Source organism: Prevotella sp. oral taxon 317 str. F0108 (genome assembly GCF_000162415.1).
GTDB lineage: Bacteria > Bacteroidota > Bacteroidia > Bacteroidales > Bacteroidaceae > Prevotella > Prevotella conceptionensis.
The window spans coordinates 804161-822093 of record NZ_GG740072.1; the positions used below are offsets into that span (position 1 = coordinate 804161).

Annotated in this window: 8 protein-coding genes and 3 pseudogenes; 6 read left to right on the plus strand and 5 right to left on the minus strand. The window is 49.0% G+C overall.

Translation table 11 applies throughout. From position 1 onward, the window contains the following. Both HMPREF0670_RS02890 and HMPREF0670_RS02895 read right to left on the minus strand, forming a co-directional pair. Positions 1–1537: rhamnulokinase (locus HMPREF0670_RS02890; RefSeq protein WP_009229658.1), on the minus strand; the 1537-nt coding region annotated here is incomplete at its 3' end. Positions 1538–1556: 19 nt separating this feature from the next. Then, positions 1557–2441 (minus strand): helix-turn-helix transcriptional regulator, encoded by an 885-nt coding sequence (locus HMPREF0670_RS02895; protein ID WP_009229659.1) that lies wholly within the window; start codon positions 2439–2441, stop codon positions 1557–1559. Positions 2442–3085: 644 nt separating this feature from the next. Here HMPREF0670_RS02895 and HMPREF0670_RS15530 point away from each other — a divergent pair. Beyond that, a pseudogene (locus HMPREF0670_RS15530) lies at positions 3086–3202 on the plus strand (twin-arginine translocase TatA/TatE family subunit); the annotation flags it as partial. Positions 3203–3282: 80 nt separating this feature from the next. Beyond that, positions 3283–3510, plus strand: coding sequence for a twin-arginine translocase subunit TatC (locus HMPREF0670_RS15535; RefSeq protein WP_232213846.1), 228 nt, complete (start codon positions 3283–3285; stop codon positions 3508–3510). Here HMPREF0670_RS15535 and HMPREF0670_RS02900 read toward each other — a convergent pair. The 3 genes and pseudogenes from HMPREF0670_RS02900 to HMPREF0670_RS02910 all read right to left on the minus strand — a co-directional run. Then, positions 3501–4109 (minus strand): annotated as a pseudogene (locus HMPREF0670_RS02900) (peptidase M26); the annotation flags it as partial. The gene HMPREF0670_RS15535 and the pseudogene HMPREF0670_RS02900 sit on opposite strands and share 10 nt — an antisense overlap. Before the next feature lie 61 nt (positions 4110–4170). Then, positions 4171–4434, minus strand: a complete 264-nt coding sequence (locus HMPREF0670_RS02905) for a hypothetical protein (RefSeq protein ID WP_009229663.1) — start codon at positions 4432–4434, stop codon at positions 4171–4173. A 127-nt stretch (positions 4435–4561) separates the two neighbouring features. Then, entirely contained in the window at positions 4562–6301 is a 1740-nt protein-coding gene (locus tag HMPREF0670_RS02910; RefSeq protein WP_009229664.1) for an AraC family transcriptional regulator, read from the minus strand. A gap of 563 nt (positions 6302–6864) precedes the next feature. Between HMPREF0670_RS02910 and HMPREF0670_RS02915 the strand changes: the two genes are divergently transcribed. The 4 genes and pseudogenes from HMPREF0670_RS02915 to HMPREF0670_RS02930 all read left to right on the plus strand — a co-directional run bounded on the left by HMPREF0670_RS02915 (position 6865) and on the right by HMPREF0670_RS02930 (position 17893). Beyond that, the gene (locus HMPREF0670_RS02915) at positions 6865–7893 is read left to right on the plus strand and encodes a helix-turn-helix transcriptional regulator (RefSeq protein WP_009229665.1); all 1029 of its coding nucleotides are present in this window, start codon (positions 6865–6867) and stop codon (positions 7891–7893) included. Between the two features lie 186 nt (positions 7894–8079). Continuing rightward, positions 8080–9480: a DUF4099 domain-containing protein gene (locus HMPREF0670_RS02920; protein WP_009229666.1), complete on the plus strand. Its 1401-nt coding sequence runs from the start codon at positions 8080–8082 to the stop codon at positions 9478–9480. A gap of 21 nt (positions 9481–9501) precedes the next feature. Continuing rightward, positions 9502–11586, plus strand: a complete 2085-nt coding sequence (locus tag HMPREF0670_RS02925) for a type IA DNA topoisomerase (protein ID WP_009229667.1) — start codon at positions 9502–9504, stop codon at positions 11584–11586. Between the two features lie 110 nt (positions 11587–11696). Further along, positions 11697–17893, plus strand: a pseudogene (locus tag HMPREF0670_RS02930) (helicase-related protein). Positions 17894–17933 lie beyond the last annotated feature (40 nt).

Genomic DNA, 17933 nt, shown 5'->3' on the forward strand with positions numbered 1-17933 from the left:
CTTCTTCACTCCCACCCGTTATATACAGGTATTTCTCATAGGCAGCCTTCCACGGTGCCGTATCCCGAGGGATAAATCTTGCCGGTGCAATGCTGTTTGCGATGACTTGCCTCATATCCCACACATCCTTGAAATATCCGGCAGCCTTTGCCTGCAACATGACATTGCCGATGGCGGTGCACTCCTGAGGACCGGCAAGAACAGTGATGTTGCATGAATCGGCCGTGAACTGATTGAGAAAACTGTTTTGCGAACCGCCACCTATCACGTGGAGTACATCTAACGGGAACGGAGCAAATTCTTTCAGCCAGCCGAACACCTGCCGATAGCGCAGTGCAAGCGAGTCGTATATGCAGCGACAGAACTGCCCCCGGGTCTCGGGAACAGGCTCGTCGTGCTTGCGGCAATAAGTCTGAATGGCCGCCGTCATGGAGTCGGGATTGGCAAACATGGGGTCATCGGGATTGATGAGGCTCCTGGAGCCCTCGGCCTTCATGGCTTCTTCGATCAGCGTTGCATGACTCACGTCGCCGGACTCTTTCTTCCATTCGCGGCGACAGCACTCATACAGCCACATGCCGCAGATGTTCTTCAGGAAGCGGACGGTGCCCGCAACTCCTCCCTCATTGGTGAAGTTACGACTGAAAGACTGCTCATTGACGATGGCCTGCGGCGTTTCGATTCCCATCAGGCTCCATGTGCCCGAACTGAGATAGGCAAAGTGTGGACCTGCGGCAGGGACGGCTGCAACGGCACTTGCCGTGTCATGCCCCGCCACGGCAACGACGGGAAGCGGACCGAGTCCTGTCAGTTTGCGGACCTCTTCGGTCAGTGTCCCGACGACGGTACCGGGCCCGACCGTCCTACCGAAATGTGTCCGTCGCAGTCCCACACTCCGAAGCAATGCCTCGTCGATTTCTCCCGTATGCACATTCAGCATCTGTGACGTAGAGGATATGGTATACTCACAAACCATCTCCCCTGTCAGGAGATAGCTCAACGCGTCGGGCATGAACAGGATTCTGTCGGCATTTTGCAGTGCCGGACTCCCAGCCTTGCGCATCGCATAGAGTTGGAAAAGCGAGTTAAAGTTCATCAGCTGTATGCCCGTCTTCTCATACACCTGCGCTTTCGGCATCGCCTCAGCGAAATATTCATCCATTTTCCCTACGGTGTGCGGGTCGCGGTAGGCAAACGGATTACCCAACGGTAGACCGTCGGCTCCGATGCACACAAAGTCGCAGCCCCAAGTGTCAATGCCTATGCTTTCTATAGGGTAGTTTCTTTGGGCAGCAAGACGGAGTCCGACGATGATTTTGTTATAGAGGGCGGCCAAATCCCAGCAGACGTGCCCGCGGATTTGTATCAATGCATTGTCGAAGCGGGTCAGTTCTTCCAACGTGATGGTTGGCTTGTCAGCCGCACAGCCATCGGCACCCTTGCCTGAAATCGTACCGATGATAGTCCTGCCACTCGTGGCGCCTAAGTCTACGGCGAAGAAGACGCTGTCTGCTTGTTGAGATTTTAGTTGTTTCATTAGTTATATGGTTTAGTGATTATCGTCTTACTGATTTCCGATAGGCCGTCGGTGTGACCCCGTTCTTCTTGCGGAAAGTGGTTGCGAAATAGTCTACCGACTCATAACCCACCTGATAGGCAATTTCCGTCAGCGAAAGATTGGTGTTTGCCAAGAGTTGTTTGCATTTCGTCAGCCTCACCTCCTGAATATATTGGAGCGGCGCATAGCCTGTGAATTTCCTGAACACCTGACGGAACCTTGAATAGCCCATATTGATTTCTTCCGCCACTTCCATCGGGGTGATACCCTCTGCGAGCCGTTCCGTCATAATCACCTTCGCCTTTCTCATCTGCTCGACCACCTCACGGTTTTCGAATTCGTTGTGCCGGTTAAAGGCGTAAGCATGGCCCATCACCATGTTCGCGGCCCCGGCCAGCATCTGCTGGTAGCCGACATACTGCTCCTTGGCAATCGCAATGGCGTTACGGAACACCTGCACAAGCTCATCGTGCAGCCCGACGTGGAACACCGGTTCCCGCGGAGAGAAAAAGCCATTCGCAATACGGCTGTCTATGTTCTGCCCCCTGAAGCCTATCCAATATTCATTCCAGCCCGTTCCGGGGTCGGGGTGATAACTGTGCCACTCTCGGGGAAACAACAGAAACATGTCTCCTTCCTTGATTTCTGTCTGCGCACAGTGCTCGGATTGAAAGAAGCCTCTTCCCGCAGTAATATAGATGAATTGATATTCATTCAGCCGCCTGCCTTGGTCCGCCAGGAACGAATATTCTTGCGGATGGTTCTTCGGGGGATAGGGCTCGTCGGAATCTATATGCTGGAAACCGACACCGTTGACCGTCAGTCCCCAACGCGCATCCTGCTCGTTGTCGATAAGATATTGCAATGTCTGGTTATGACCCATAGCGTCAATTCATATTAGTTAATAGGTTCTTGTTGCAAAAATAATAATTTTCAATGCCAGTTGAGTGCCTATTCTGACATAAAATACTTGATATTTGACGTATTGGTGAATTATATGTGCGATTTTGGCTACGAAACCAACATGCGTCCGATATAAGTCCTCAGAAACCTCACCCCTCTCCTTCTTCAAGAGGAGGAGGATTAATTCCTGCGATCGTGAGTGTTAAACACTCGCAACAGTGAGTACGGAACACTCGCAATCACAAGTGTTAAACACTTACAGGGACAGGTGTTAAACACCCTTGAACACGGGTACGGTATACCTATGGTCATAGGTACGGTATACCCTTGGTCATAGGTACGGTATACCCTTGGTCGTGGGTACGGTATACCCTTGGTTGGAGGTACGGTATACCCTTGGGACAAGCTGTTCGAGCTCCTCCTCATAAAGAAAGGGCAAGGGCGGGCCTCAGAGCGTCGTGCATTCTTGGCAGAAAGCACCGAAGGGGCCAACGGAAGGCTGTTTATTCCTACGGCTCTGCCCATCTTCTTAACAGCGAACCCATGTAATATTTACATATTCTCTTTGATATTCCGGCCAATTCCATTATATTTGCATGCAATAAACCCATTAACCCAAAGAACATGTTAGGAACACAAGAAATTTTTATCATTGCACTTATTATCCTGCTTTTGTTTGGCGGCAAGAAGATTCCAGAACTGATGAAAGGCCTTGGCAAAGGGGTCAAGAGTTTCAAGGACTGAGTCAACGGCATCGAGAATGAAGCGAATCCAAACACAAAAGATACGGAAAAGGACACGACAAACGCCAATGACAAGTGATGGCTGAGAACGAAGAACTCTCCTTTTGGGATCATTTGGACATTCTGCGGAGCATTATTCTCAAGGTCATCATTGTGGGCGGAGCGTGCACACTGCTGGCCTTTTACTTCAAAGACCCGATATTCAAGATTGTTTTGGCACCGAAAGACCACGGTTTCATCACCTACAAGATGCTGCGGACCGAGTCTTTCGGCATCAGCCTCATCAACACCGAACTCACGGAGTAGATATCGTACCTGTCCTTCTCGAACCTCACCTTGGGTGCCCTGACATAACCCACGATGATGTCGCGCACCTTGAACTGTTCCCAATTGCGGTTGTTGTGGGGCCGGATCTCAACGCTTTGTGCCGAGGCATCGTACTGGTAGACGATGATGTTGTTGTCGTCGTCATTGAGTTGATTTTGATTGCCTCCGCTTATATGCGAATTCGACACGGCTTCCTTCTCGAAGTAATAGTCATAGCCCGATGTAACGCTGCTGATGCGATATTTGCCTTGGGGGTGCCTATAGCTTTCGCCACCCTCGGTATCGCGCAGGATGATCCAGCGGATGGAATAGCCGTCGTCGGCCTTTACGGTGATGCGAGAGCCCTTTGCGGGCTGATAGATGGCACCGTTGCCCGAGCTGCCTGAAGTAGTGCAACTACTGAATGTTATTTCCACCTTCCCTTGTTTGAGTGTTGTTACTGTCTGGTGCGTGCCTAAGTTGCGTGAGCGGAATGTCTCATAGCCCTCACGACCATAATTTGTCGCCAACGCCGGCAGGGCCAGCACGAGAACGAAGAGGAAGAGGCATAGTCTCTGAATGATGTTTTGTTGTTTCATATTGAATTTGAAATTAAAAAATTAAATATTCTTTTGGTTATCGGGGGGCGTGGCATAATTACTACGTTTTCCGGAAGACTTCCTTGTATGTTTCTGTCTGTTCCCGATTACGTCGTACAAGATGGTTGATCGTGTCTTTGGAAAGGGAATCCAAAAGATGCTTGTGCGCCAAGCCGTCGAACGGCTCTTCAAACGGACGGAGATAATACAGCTTTTCCTTTCTCATGGAGATTTCGGTGAACTTTTCATCCATATCGATCGAAAAGCCGATGGTTATTTCTCCGCTTTCATTTCTTAAAATATATACCCAACAGGTCTTCTTCATCTTTGCTACTTGTTGATTCTGTTGCAAAATTATTCTACGAAGACCAACAGGGCGTTTCATATTTGAAAAAACTTGTATCATATTTGTAATTCACTAAGAATTGACGATTTATAAATGTCCGGAACACCTATGCCCTCTCTTCGAATGAACCCTTTTGCGTTTTCTTTTTTTCTTTGGAAACAGCTTTGTATTCTGAAGGCGACATCCCGAAGAAAGCCCGGAAACAACGGTTAAATGTGGCTCTGGAATTGAATCCTGACCTACATTCCACTTCGTTGATGTTCAAGTCGGGATTGTTGGTGAGCAGCGATGCCGCGTGTCGCAACCGGTAACCGTTGATAAATTCGTTGATTGTGGCTCCGTCGGCATATTTGCGCACGGCATTGGTGATATAGACGGCATTTGTTCCAATCCGCTTTGAGAGTATGTCGCGGTTCAACTCCGTGTCTTTATAGATTTTCTCTTTCTGCATCAGCTCGCACAACCGGCGGTAGATTTTTCCTTCACGGTCGAGTTCTTCCTCGGGAACGAGCCTTGCCGCAGTCTCCATGTCGCTTTCCGCCTTGCGGTATAATAGAATGGAGTCGTACAAAGCCCTGTTTTTGCGGCGCAAGCGGCGGGTGTAGGTGATGTAAAGTACGACGGTGGCAAGCAGCAATGCCACGATGATGAGTGAGAGATAGAGCCGTGTTGTGATGACCTCGTTCCGGAGTGTGAGCTTGTCAATCTCGAAGATGGTGCGCAATTCGTCGAGCTGCTTGGCAAGCTCGGTGTTGCGCAGTTTGTCTTTGTGTGGGATGACAAGGCTGTAGAGTTCTGCGGCTTCCTTGTATCGTCCGGCCTGCGTGTAGAGGTCGGCTTGCTGCATCTGCACGGTAAGCAGGCTGACGGAGTCGCCGGCGGCAGTCATGATGCCCATGTTCTCGTTGTTGCAGGCAATGGCCCGGTCGTACTGCTTGATGGCTGCATAGTAGCGGGCTTTCACTTGAAGGAGCTTGAATCGGGCGACGGCTTTGCGCCCCTCGGCATATTTATCGGCGAGCTGCAGCAATCCCTTGGCGCGGTCGTAATGGCCTGTTTCCAATTCTGCGACGGCAGTTGCCAGCGTGCAGTAGAGATAGCGTCCGTTGAGCGAGGGTGTGTAGCCTTTTCGCAGGGCTTCGTTCTTGTATTTGTCGATGACCGCTTTCCATTCCGTGCATTTCGCTCTTAGCTTTTCATATTTCCGCAGTCCGTCGAGCGTTTCGCCCAAGACGTTGTAGGCAGAGAGCAATTGTGAGATTTCATCGGCCTTGGAAAGGGCGGCGATGCTCTCCTCGATGGTCTTCTCGGCTTCGCGGAAACGTCCCATTGTCTGATAGATGCATGCCATGCCGTAGGTGGAAGTGCCTAATCCATAGTTGCTCTTTCTTTTTCGCGCGTCGGCATACATCTTTTGCGCTTCAAGCAATGCGGTCTGCACCTTGTCTTCGTAGAGATAACTCTCAATCAGCACGTTCCACGCATTGTAGTAATAATCCCATGTCCCGTTCTTTTTCATAGCACTGAGGATTTCGGGCAAATAGTAGCTAATGCTGTCGGTCATCTCGTAGTTGTAATAGCAATACAACTGGGTGACGCGCGCCTGGGCTTCCGCCTCCTTGTCTTTTTGGCGTAAGGATTCGGCAAGATATTCACGGATGCAGCGTAATTCATAGCCCATATTATCTTCGGCAGCTGCCAACCGGCAAAGATTATGGTAGGCCTGCAAAAGTTTTTCTCCTTTGAGGTGCTTCATCTCTTTGCGGATGGAGTCTGCCGGAGTGGCGGCATACATTTCTCCTGCGTAGAGTGTAATGACAAACAGTAATGTGATAAAATGTTTCATTTATAGTATATTTATAGTATATTTCCAGTATATGCTCAGTTTCTTAGATTCATGGACGCAATTGGTTTCTCGTCCTTTTCATCTAAAGTATATCCCTCCTGATTGTAGCAACGACAGCCCTGTTTGAAGTGTTTCTCACCTCTGCCGGCACCACTGGTACCAGGACAAAGAGATTGGTGCAGAGCCTAATCCTCTGATTGATACCTGTTGTTTTTCATTTGCCATAATTTCATTCTCTTTATGAATAACTCTTTTCGCTGATTATGAATTAAAAATATTTCTATGTTCTCATTTCACATTCCTGTCTGCTGATTTTCACATGCTGGACAGTTCATTTCTTGGCTGTTCTGCAAGGAATATTTTTGCGAGAACAGCAAAAGACTATACAAAAATAACAAACAAAATGTTATAAGTCAGAGTTTCTTAGCAGAAAGACCATTTAAAGGCTTTTATTACACCCCTAAAAACCTTAACCACCCCCTTAAAAACACTTAATAAAAAGCTTGGAAAGAGAAAATAAAAACGTATCTTTGCAGTCGTTATAAAAAGTAAAAACGGCAACAATGATCTTTCATTCTCTCACAGAAAAGGTATCGGCATTCCTACGGTCGCGCGCCGAAAACACCATCGAGCGGCACCGCGTCATCGTGTATTTACTCCACTCCCTTCTCGTTGTTACCATCATCTCGATGCAGTTTTTGGGACTGGGTGGTTCGAACGACCCGCTGCCGCTTTCTATGAGCGGTATACACCTTGCGGTATGCCTTCTTTCGCTGTTGCTCTACCTCACGCAGTGGCTGACACTTTCCAAGGCTTTTTCACTCACGGTGCTCGTGGCGCAGTGTACCATCGTCATGCGTTTCTTTTATTTTGCCACCGTGCGTCCCGACCATTTTCTACAACTCATCCTCGTCAATCAGATAGCGTCATTGTTGGCGGTATTCTTCCTTGTGATAAGCTTTGTCCGGTTTACCCCCTTTATCGTCTCCACCATCAGCGTGATTGGCTATGGTTGTGTGGCAGCATATCTTGAAGAGCCTTCGCTTTGGCGCCTGTTCGGTTTCTTCCTCTTCGTGCAGTTTTTCCTCTGCACGCTGGGCGAACTGCTACGATATAATGTGATGAGCGTAACGAAGGAAAATACCGATTTGCATCACCGTGAGACAGCACTGATGCACGCCGTCAGGCTGAACAGGCAGGAGATAGAGGTCTATCTGCGCATGAGCGGCAACGACCACCCGCCGCCCGAGGACACGGACCGCCTGTTTTCCATGCTCAAACCGAAATCGCAACGCAACCTTATCAACGCCGTGCGCCTGCATCTGAAAAAACACTTGATGGACGACTGCGATCTGGGGCACCACTTTCCCTGTCTGACTAAATCAGAAACGGATGTGTGCCGCCTCATTCTCGCAGGAAAGAAGCGGAGCGAAATCGGCCTGCTACTCGACAAAACCGAAAACAACGTTGACGTGACGCGTAACCATATCCGCAAGAAACTCAATGTACCCACTGACCAAGACTTGCAGAAATTTCTCATCAATTTATTGATAGAAAAAGAATATTCGAAAAAGGAGGAAATAAATAAATAAGTTCCTCTACCGGAAACGTTCATATTTATTTATAACATGCCATTATCCGCTTTCCATACAGATTCGGATAATGGATTCTTGTTTTTTCCCTGTATTTCCCGCTTTTCCCAAAAGCTTTTCAATCTCTTCATATACCTATAATTTAGCTGCTTGATTACAGTATTCACCATATTAAAATTTAGAAAAATGGAATCAAACAGCAACGACAATTATGTGCTGGTATTGGAAGACCGCACGGAAGTGAAGAACGAGAATGATGCAGGAAAACTCTCAGTAGTTTCAGGTATTGATGACAAGGGCAAACTCCAAACGACGGAAGCCAAAGATGTGCATCAGGCAGCCTTTTTGAAGTTCAACAACAAGGACGGCTTGCTGAAGAACTTCATGACCAATTTCCTCAAACAGTTCAACGAGCCGTCCCGCTTCGGACTCTACAAGGTTGTGGCTAACAATGTGGAGCAAGGTGTGGCATCGCTCCACACCATGCTTCAGAACCGTGAGAAACCGGAGAACAAGCAGCAGTTGGCAGAAAGTCAGGTGCACTTTGAGGACTTTCTACCCAAACAGAAGAACGCCACCGCTATTGACGAGTCGAAGATTGATTGGAAGCAGCTCGACACTCTCGGTCTTACCCGTGAGCGATTGGAACAGAGTGGAGAGTTGGCAAAAATGCTCAACTGGCAGAAGAGCAACCTCGTTACCATTGCTATCCCGATAGACGATACTACCATTTACACCGATGCTCGTTTGGCATTCCGTACTGCTGGCGAGGGCAACATCGGCTTGGCAGTTCACCCGCTTCGCAAAGAGCCGCAGCTCGACTTCCCCTATATGGGACACAAGTTCTCTAATGAAGAGAAAGAACTACTCCTTGCAACGGGCAACCTTGGCAAGACCATCGAGATTACGCCCAAGAATGGTGACCCATTTGCCGCATACGTTTCCATAGACCCACAGACCAATGAACTTATTGCCCTGCGTGCCGACCGTGTGAATATCCCAAAAGAAATCAAGGGTGTTACACTTTCTGATGCGCAGTACAAAGACCTTGTAGAGGGCAAAGCCGTGAAAGTGGAAGGAATGACCGCCAAGAGTGGTAAGTCCTTCAATGCCACTCTGCAAGTCAATGCTGAGAAGAAAGGCATCGAGTTTATCTTCGAGAACAAGCAAGGCTTGAAGGAGCGACAGCAGCACACGCAGCAACAAGGCGCACCACGCAAGCTCTGTGGTTTGGAACTCTCCGACAAGCAGCGTGAAGCATTAGACAGCGGTCGCACGCTTTATCTGAAGAATATGGTGGACAAGGAAGGGCAACCTTTTAATGCCTATGTCAAGATGGACAAGGAACAGAACCGCCCACGTTTCTACAAGTGGAACCCTGACAAGAAGCAGGAAACCGGCAAGGAAAAGGTGGTAGCCGTAGCCGAAGAACACAAAACACAGGTTGCAGTGAACAACCAAGGCAAGACCAACGAAGCCACCAAGAACGTGAACGAGCCCTTAAAGTCCGGGCAGACACAGCCCACTGCCGCCCAAAAGCAGAAGCAGGACGAGAAGAAACAGCAGCGCCGTGGACGTAAGATGTAACCCTTAAAACCAAACCTAACTATGATTACTTGTATTATTGCCGAGAAACCCTCGGTAGCCAGAGATATAGCCCGTATCGTAGGGGCAAATGGCAAGCAGGACGGATACTTGGAAGGTAACGGCTATCTTGTTACTTGGGCGATGGGACACCTCATCACCCTTGCCATGCCCGAAGCCTACGGTTTTGCAGCCTATAAAGCCGAAGACCTACCCATCCGTCCAAATCCTTTCAGGCTTATCGTGCGACAAGTGCGAAAGGACACGGAGTACACGTCAGCCCCCGCAGCACTCAAGCAGCTCAAAGCCATTCGTGGTTGCTTCGACAGTGCCGACCGCATCATCGTAGCCACCGATGCCGGGCGTGAAGGTGAACTTATCTTCCGCTATATCTATCAGCACTTGAACTGCCACAAGCCTTTTGAAAGACTTTGGATTTCCTCACTCACGGACAAAGCCATCCGTGAAGGACTTGCCCATCTCAAGGCAGGAACTGCGTATGACAATCTCTATCATTCTGCCAAAGCAAGAAGCGAAGCCGATTGGCTTGTGGGCATCAATGCCAGCCGTGCCCTGTCCATTGCACGCAAAGGCGGTTACTCATTGGGACGGGTGCAGACCCCGACACTCGCAATGGTCTGCCGTCGGTACATAGAGAATCGTGATTTTTCTTCCGTCCCTTATTGGAAACTCTCCGTAGCAGCAGAGAAAGAGGGCATATCGCTGAAAGCCGTGAGCGATAGTGCATTCGAGAATGAAGCCGATGCACAGTCCGCTCTCGCCATGCTTCGCGAACAGAGCCGGCTTACCGTTACTTCGGTCGCAAGAAAGGTGGGACATACGTCGCCACCCCTCTTGTACGACCTTACCTCCTTACAAAAGGAAGCCAACCGAAAGCACGGCTTTTCAGCAGACAAGACCCTCTCAACCCTCCAAAGCCTCTATGAGAAGAAAATCACGACCTATCCCCGCACTGGCAGCCGATATATCAGCGAAGACGTCTTCGAGGAAGTACCCGCCTTGCTTGGCAAGATTGGACAAAGTCAATCTTGCCCGCTTAACCGTCACTCTGTGGACAACGACAAGGTAACCGACCACCACGCCATCATCCCTACGGGTGAAACTCCATCGGAACTATCGGCAGATGAAACAACCATCTTCCAAATGGTAATCCATCGTTTCATCGAAGCCTTTTCTCCCGACTCGGAGGAAGAGAGGATGCAGGTGGAACTGACCGACGGTACAAATACCTTTATTTGGAAGGCGTGCCGAAGCATTTCTTTGGGTTGGAAAGCTGTACAGCAAGGTACCGGCACGAACGATGAAAAAGGCAAGGAAGATGAAGAACAGACTTTATCTGTCCTACCCACCCTGACAGAAAACGAGGTGTTACCACTGCTTTTTTCAGAGATTACCGAACACAAGACCAAGCCAAAACCACTCTACACCGAAGCCACTTTGCTTTCCGCGATGGAGAATGCTGGCAAAGAGGTCGCAGATGCAGAAAGCAAAAAAGCAATGGCAGAATGTGGCATCGGTACACCTGCCACCTGCGCCAACATCATCGAGACACTTATCCTGCGAGACTATATCCGAAGAGAAAAGAAAACGGTAGTCCCGACAGAGAAAGGCTTGGCAGTCTATGAGATTGTCAAGGATAAACGGATTGCCAATGCAGAGATGACAGGCTCGTGGGAACTGACCCTTGCCGCCATCGAAGCAGGACAGATGCCGCCCGAGAAATTCGCGCAAGGCATCAACTCCTACGTGGAGACTATTTGCGAGGAACTCCTCGCCCTTGCTCCACCGATGCAGAAATCATACCCTACTTACCGCTGTCCCAAATGTGGTAACGAGAGTGTGGGTATCTATGCCAAGATTGCCAAATGCAGGCACGAAGGCTGCGACTTCCACATCTTCCGTGAAATCTGCGGCACGTTCCTTTCAGAAGACAATATCCGTGATTTGATAACCACCGGGCGAACGCCCATTCTCAAAGGATTGACGAGTAAGGCTGGCAAAAAGTTCAACGCACGTCTTGTTCTGGGCGAAGACCATACCACCTCCTTTGAGTTTGAAGGCAAGAAAGGCAAAGTACGAGGGAGATAGTTCACACAGGCTCGGAGAGGAAATAAATTAGTTAGGAGATAGTAAAAAAACTATACGTCAGAAATGATCTCCCGACTAATTTTCCCTCTCCATCTTAAAACAGAAAAATTATGGCATACAATAAGAAAGCAGTCTTGGAGGGCAATACGGAAGCCATCCGTGTGGTCCTCCGATTAGAGAAAGAACGCCGTGAAGCCACCGAAGCCGAGAAAGTCTTGCTCAGAGGTTATCAAGGTTTCGGTGGTCTGAAATGCGTCTTGAACCGATGTGATAATCCCGATGACCTCCGTTATTGGAGCGCATCGGAGCAAAACCTGTTCGCGCCGACCCAAAGACTCAAACAGATGATTTACCGTGATGCCGTTGATGCCAACACCGCCAAACGCTATTGGGAGAGCATCAAGGCAAGCGTACTGACCTCTTTCTATACCGACACCCGTATCGTCTCCGCCATTGCCGATGCCCTAAGTGCCACCGATGTGCAAGTAAGACGATGCCTGGACCCTTCCGCAGGTATGGGAGCCTTTACCGAAACCTTTGCCAAACAAGCAGGCATGGTCGATGCTATGGAAAAAGACCTGCTGACGGCACGCATCACACAAGCCCTTCATCCTTACGGTAAGGATAATATCTTTGTTCGGCAAGAACCCTTTGAAGCTATCGGTGAATTGGAAGACAAGGACAAGTACGACCTTATCACCAGCAACATCCCCTTTGGCGACTTTATGGTTTATGACCGTAGTTATAGCAAGGGGGAGAATATCCTTAAACGGGAATCCACCAGAACCATTCACAATTATTTCTTTGTAAAAGGGCTGGACACTATCAAAGAGGGCGGACTTCTTACTTTCATTACCTCGCAGGGCGTATTGGACAGTCCTAAAAATGAAGCTATCCGTCGTTACCTCATGCAGAACAGCAGGCTTATCTCCGCTATCCGTTTGCCTTCGGGCATGTTCTCCGAGAATGCAGGTACGGATGTGGGCAGCGACCTCATTGTGCTGCAAAAGCAGAGTGGCAAGGAAATTGGTGAGGGCATCGAGCAGCAGTTTGTACAAACCGCCTCTGTTCCTAAAGGCGACGGCTTTTCTATTGCGTTCAATCATAACTCACTATTCGAGGGCGAATGGAAGGATATTTCCCACCGTACGATTGTCACAGACAGACAAATGGGTACAGACCCTTACGGCAAGCCTGCTTGGGAATATACGTTTGACGGCAGTATCGAGGATATGGCTGACAGCCTGCGTACACAGCTCTCTTTGGAAGTAGAGCAGCGTTTCGATCGTAAACTCTATGAAAGCGGTATACCCATGACCGAGGAGGAATGGCAGGTACACGTGGACAAGATGGTGCAAAAAGTGCAAGAAAACATAAAAACGGAAGGAATACCTCAAGGACAGGAAATCAAGGATAAGGAGGAAAAGAAAGAGGACAAGGAAGACGAAAAAGAAGAAGAAAATGCCTACAATTTGATGCCCGACAGCACCAAGAAGCAACTTCCCAAGCTCTATGCAACGGAAAAACAGCTCATTGGCGACCGCACGGCATACGCTCGCTATTTCTTTCCGATGGGAGCCTATACTGCCTATATGCTGGAATACGACCCCAAGGAGCGCATCGGCTTCGGTGCCGTTACGATGGGCTATGGCTGGGAACTTGGGTATATGTCCCTCAAAGAAATGGAGGAAGTAAAGGTCAAAGGCTTGGGTATTGAGCGGGACTTATACTTCAAACCCACAAAATTGCACGAGATTGCGGAACTGGAAGAGATTGTCAGAGGACAATACACCAAAGAACCTATCATTGAGGAAGGCAAGGATGAAAGCCGTCAGGAAGTTCTGAGACCCGTGCAGGAAGGCACTCAGCCCCAAGAGAAGGTCGAAGATGGTAATAAGATAGTGGGAGATGAAGCAAGAGACGAAGCAGAGACAAAAAAAGAAGCACAAGCTGCACAGGTACTTCCAACAATAGAGCCTGAAAACGAACCTGCTCCCGAAGGTGTCCCCGTAATCAACCTTCAAAGGCAATATGAGCAGGCAAGCCGTGAAATTCGCACGGACGTGGAAACCCCACGTGAAATGAACGGACAGACGGTATTCTTTGATGAAGACCATCATCCGATTATGGATAGCACCATAGAGACCGAAGCAACGGAGCAACTCTTGTTTGCCCCAGAAGAGTATAGTCTTTGGACACAAGATGTAGCCCGTGTAAATAATGAAATCAAAGAGGCTGCTCAACAAAAGAAGGTCAGAGATAACCAACCGCTTTCTGCGAGCAGGCAACCTAAATCGACAAGAAGTACACCCACTAGTCCCCGCAGAAACAAGAAAACTGCATCAGCCCCCGTCAGAGAGCCCTCGCTCTTTGACTTTATGGAGGAAGCCGAGCCTCGTAAGCCACAGCCCATAGCAGAAGTCAAGAAAGAGTTTGACGCTTCACCGCGTCCCTTTCTCTCATCGCCCGACTCTCATCTGAGGGACGGCTCTATTGTCGTGCAGAAAGGACAGGTCGGTTTTCTCTCTGACTTGAAACGGCATCCTACCTTCAATCCGATGGACTTGCCCTTTGCCCAGTTCTCACGGCTGAAAGCATACATTGAGATTAGGGAGAGTTATCACCGACTCTATGATTATGAGGCGAACAACCAAGCGGAGGACAAGGAAGAGCGTGAGAAACTCAATCGGCTTTATGACAGCTATGTGGGTCGTTGGGGATGCTTTAACCAGAAGGCAAACACCGATATTATTAAGATGGATGCCACCGGAGTGGAGATGTTGTTTTTGGAACGCTCCGAGAACGGCAAGTACATCAAGGCGGATATCTTCGACCATCCAACGGCTTTCTCCACCTCCGAGCTTTCCATTGCCGCAGACCCGATGGAGGCATTGGGCGCATCACTCAACAAATACGGTACGGTGGAACTTGACTATATGAGTTCCCTGCTTCCCGACATGGAAGAGAGCGATATGCTTTCCGCCTTGGAGGGACGCATCTTCTACAATCCCGAAGAGAACAGCTACGAGGTAGCCGACAAGTTCATTTCAGGCAACGTGATTGAAAAGGCGGAGCGTATCGAGTCGTGGATCTTGGATCATCCGGAGCATGAGGAAGCTAAACAGAGTCTGACAGCCCTGCGTGCCGCCACGCCAACGCCCATTCCCTTTGCCGATTTGGACTTCAACCTCGGTGAACGCTGGATACCTGCCAAAGTATATGGCAAGTTCGCCTCGGAGTTCTTCGAGACGGACATCAACGTGTCCTACCATTCCAATATGGACGAGTATTCCCTTGTCTGCGACCGAAAGAATGCCAATATCTGGCACAAGTATGCCGTGCAGGGAGAATTTCGCCGATATGACGGCATCAACCTGCTGAAGCACGCGCTTCACAACACCATTCCCGGGAGGTTATAGACAAAAACACAGGAGAAATAAAGACCATCAAGGTTAGGGACGGCGAAAAGATACAGCAGGCAAACGCCAAGATTGAGGAAATCAGGCAGGGCTTCGTGGATTGGCTGGGACGGACACCTGACACGTTCAAGGAGCAGCTCTCTGAGCGTTACAACCGCCTTTTCAACTGCTTTGTGCGTCCCAACTTCGACGGTACGCATCAGTCGTTTCCCGACCTTGACCTTAAAAGATTGGGCATACCTGACCTTTACAAGAGCCAGAAAGATGCCGTATGGATGCTCAAAACCAATGGCGGGGGTATCTGCGACCATGAAGTAGGAGCAGGAAAAACGCTTATTATGTGTACGGCAGCCTACGAGATGAAGCGGTTGGGATTAGCGAACAAACCGATGATTATCGGACTGAAGGCAAATGTTTTCGACATTGCCGACACGTTTCGCAAGGCTTATCCCAATGCCAAGATACTCTATCCGGGAAAGAACGACTTCAACAAGCAGAACCGTCAGCGCATCTTTAATGACATCAAGAACAACGATTGGGACTGCATTATCCTCACGCATGAGCAGTTCGGTATGATACCGCAGGCTTTGGAGATACAGGAGGCTATCTTACAGAAAGAGAAAGACTCGGTGGAAGAAAACCTTGAAGTGCTCCGTATGCAGGGAGCGGACATATCCCGTGCCATGCTCAAAGGTTTGGAGAAGCGGAAACAGACCTTGGAAGCGAAGTTGCAGGGCATTCAAGACAGCATAGCCGAGCGCAAGGACGATGCCGTGGACTTCAAGATGATGGGCATTGACCATCTTTTTGTGGACGAGAGCCACCAATTCAAGAACCTGATGTTCAACACTCGCCACGACAGGGTTTCGGGCTTGGGCAATCCTGACGGATCACAGCGTGCGCTCAATATGCTCTTTGCCATTCGCACCATACAGGAGCGGTCGGGTAAGGATTTGGGAGCAACCTTTCTTTCGGGAACAACTATTTCCAACAGTCTTACCGAACTTTATCTTTTGTTCAAATACTTGCGCCCGCAAGCCTTGGAAAAGCAGGGCATCAACAGTTTTGACGCATGGGCAGCGGTCTTTGCCAAGAAGTCCACCGACTATGAGTTTTCCATCACGAATGAGATTATTCAGAAGGAACGCTTCAGAACTTTTATTAAAGTGCCGGAACTTGCCTCGTTCTATGCGGAGATTTGCGACTTTCGCACGGCAAAGGATATTGGCATTGACAGACCGGAGAAGAACGAGATACTGCATAACATTCCGCCGACACCTGAACAGGAAGAATTCATCGGTAAGTTGATGGAGTTTGCCAAGAAAGGGGATGCCACAATCTTAGGTCGTGCGCCGCTTAGCGAGAGTGAGGAAAGGGCGAAGATGCTCATTGCCACAGACTACGCACGCAAAATGAGCTTGGATCTACGCATGATAGACGAAAACGGGTACTCGGATCATATCGACAACAAGGCAAGCCATTGTGCAAAGCTACTTAATGACTACTATCAGAAGTATGATGCACAGAAGGGTACGCAGTTTGTGTTCTCTGACTTGGGTACTTACAAGCCCGGTGGAGACTTTAACATCTATTCTGAAGTGAAGCGAAAATTGGTGGAGGACTATCATATCCCGTCCTACGAGATATGCTTCATTCAGGAGTGCAAGAACGAGAAAGCCAAAAAAGCGATGGTAGATGCGATGAATCGTGGAGACATCCGCATTATCTTCGGTTCTACATCCATGCTTGGAACGGGAGTTAATGCCCAGCAGCGTGCGGTGGCGGTGCATCAACTTGACACACCCTGGCGACCCTCAGATTTAGAACAGCGCAATGGTCGGGCAATCCGTAAAGGCAATATGGTTGCCAAAGAATTTGCGGACAACAAGGTCGATGTGATTATCTATGCCGTGGAGCGGTCGTTGGACAGTTATAAGTTCAACCTACTACATAACAAGCAATTGTTTATCAATCAGTTGAAGACCAATACGCTCGGTAGTCGTACCATTGACGAGGGTTCGATGGACGAGGATAGCGGTATGAACTTTTCAGAGTATGTTGCCGTGCTATCTGGTAATACAGACTTGTTAGAGAAAGCCAAACTCGACAAGAAGATTGCCACGCTGGAATCCGAGCGTAAGAACTTCCTCCGTGAGCGTGATGCCGCAACGGGAAAGTTGGCGGAGATTGACAGTTCCGTATCTTTTCATTCGGACAAGATTAAGGAAGCCAAGGCGGACTTGGCATGCTTTGAGAAGCGTGTCGAGCGTGATAAGGACGGCAATCCTATCAATAAACTTTTCATAAAAGGTGTGGAGGGCAGTACGGATACCAAGGTCATTGCCGCACGCCTGCAGGAGATTAACGACAAGGCACGCACCAAAGGTGAGTACAATAAAATTGGAGAAATTTATGGCTTTTCCATCATGGTGAAAACGGAGAGTACCTCAAAAGATTTGTTTGACTGCTCCGTGAACCGCTTCTTTGTTAAAGGGCAGGAGAGCATCAACTACACCTATAATAATGGTAAGTTGGCTACGGATCCGAAACTTGCGTGTGAGAATTTCTTGGGTGCACTGGGGCGTATCCCCAAGGTAATAGAATCGCACGAGAAGGAGAAAGAGAAGGTTGCAGCCAATAAGGAGATCTACACTGCTATCGCTAATGGAGCGTGGAAGAAAGAGGACGAACTTCACTCGCTCAAAGGGCAGTCGGCAGAGTTGGACAGGAAGATTGCATTAACGCTTTCGGCGGACAAAGAAGATAAAGCGGAACAGGAAAATAGTCTGTCCGGTAATGAGATTTCTACATCAATAGAGAATGCGAATGAACCGACAAAAGAAGCGGATAATCGCTCACAGAGTTTTCGTCCGAAATGGCGGCATTAAAACATCTAATTCCGAAATAATGTGCCCCAAAAGTTTTGTT

Excerpts from the sequence above, each read along its gene's own strand:
- HMPREF0670_RS02905 (WP_009229663.1), bottom strand. The coding sequence starts at position 4,434 with ATGAAGAAGACCTGTTGGGTATATATTTTAAGAAATGAAAGCGGAGAA.
- HMPREF0670_RS15535 (WP_232213846.1), top strand. The coding sequence starts at position 3,283 with ATGGCTGAGAACGAAGAACTCTCCTTTTGGGATCATTTGGACATTCTG.
- HMPREF0670_RS02895 (WP_009229659.1), bottom strand. The coding sequence starts at position 2,441 with ATGGGTCATAACCAGACATTGCAATATCTTATCGACAACGAGCAGGAT.
- HMPREF0670_RS02915 (WP_009229665.1), top strand. The coding sequence starts at position 6,865 with ATGATCTTTCATTCTCTCACAGAAAAGGTATCGGCATTCCTACGGTCG.
- HMPREF0670_RS02920 (WP_009229666.1), top strand. The coding sequence starts at position 8,080 with ATGGAATCAAACAGCAACGACAATTATGTGCTGGTATTGGAAGACCGC.
- HMPREF0670_RS02925 (WP_009229667.1), top strand. The coding sequence starts at position 9,502 with ATGATTACTTGTATTATTGCCGAGAAACCCTCGGTAGCCAGAGATATA.
- HMPREF0670_RS02910 (WP_009229664.1), bottom strand. The coding sequence starts at position 6,301 with ATGAAACATTTTATCACATTACTGTTTGTCATTACACTCTACGCAGGA.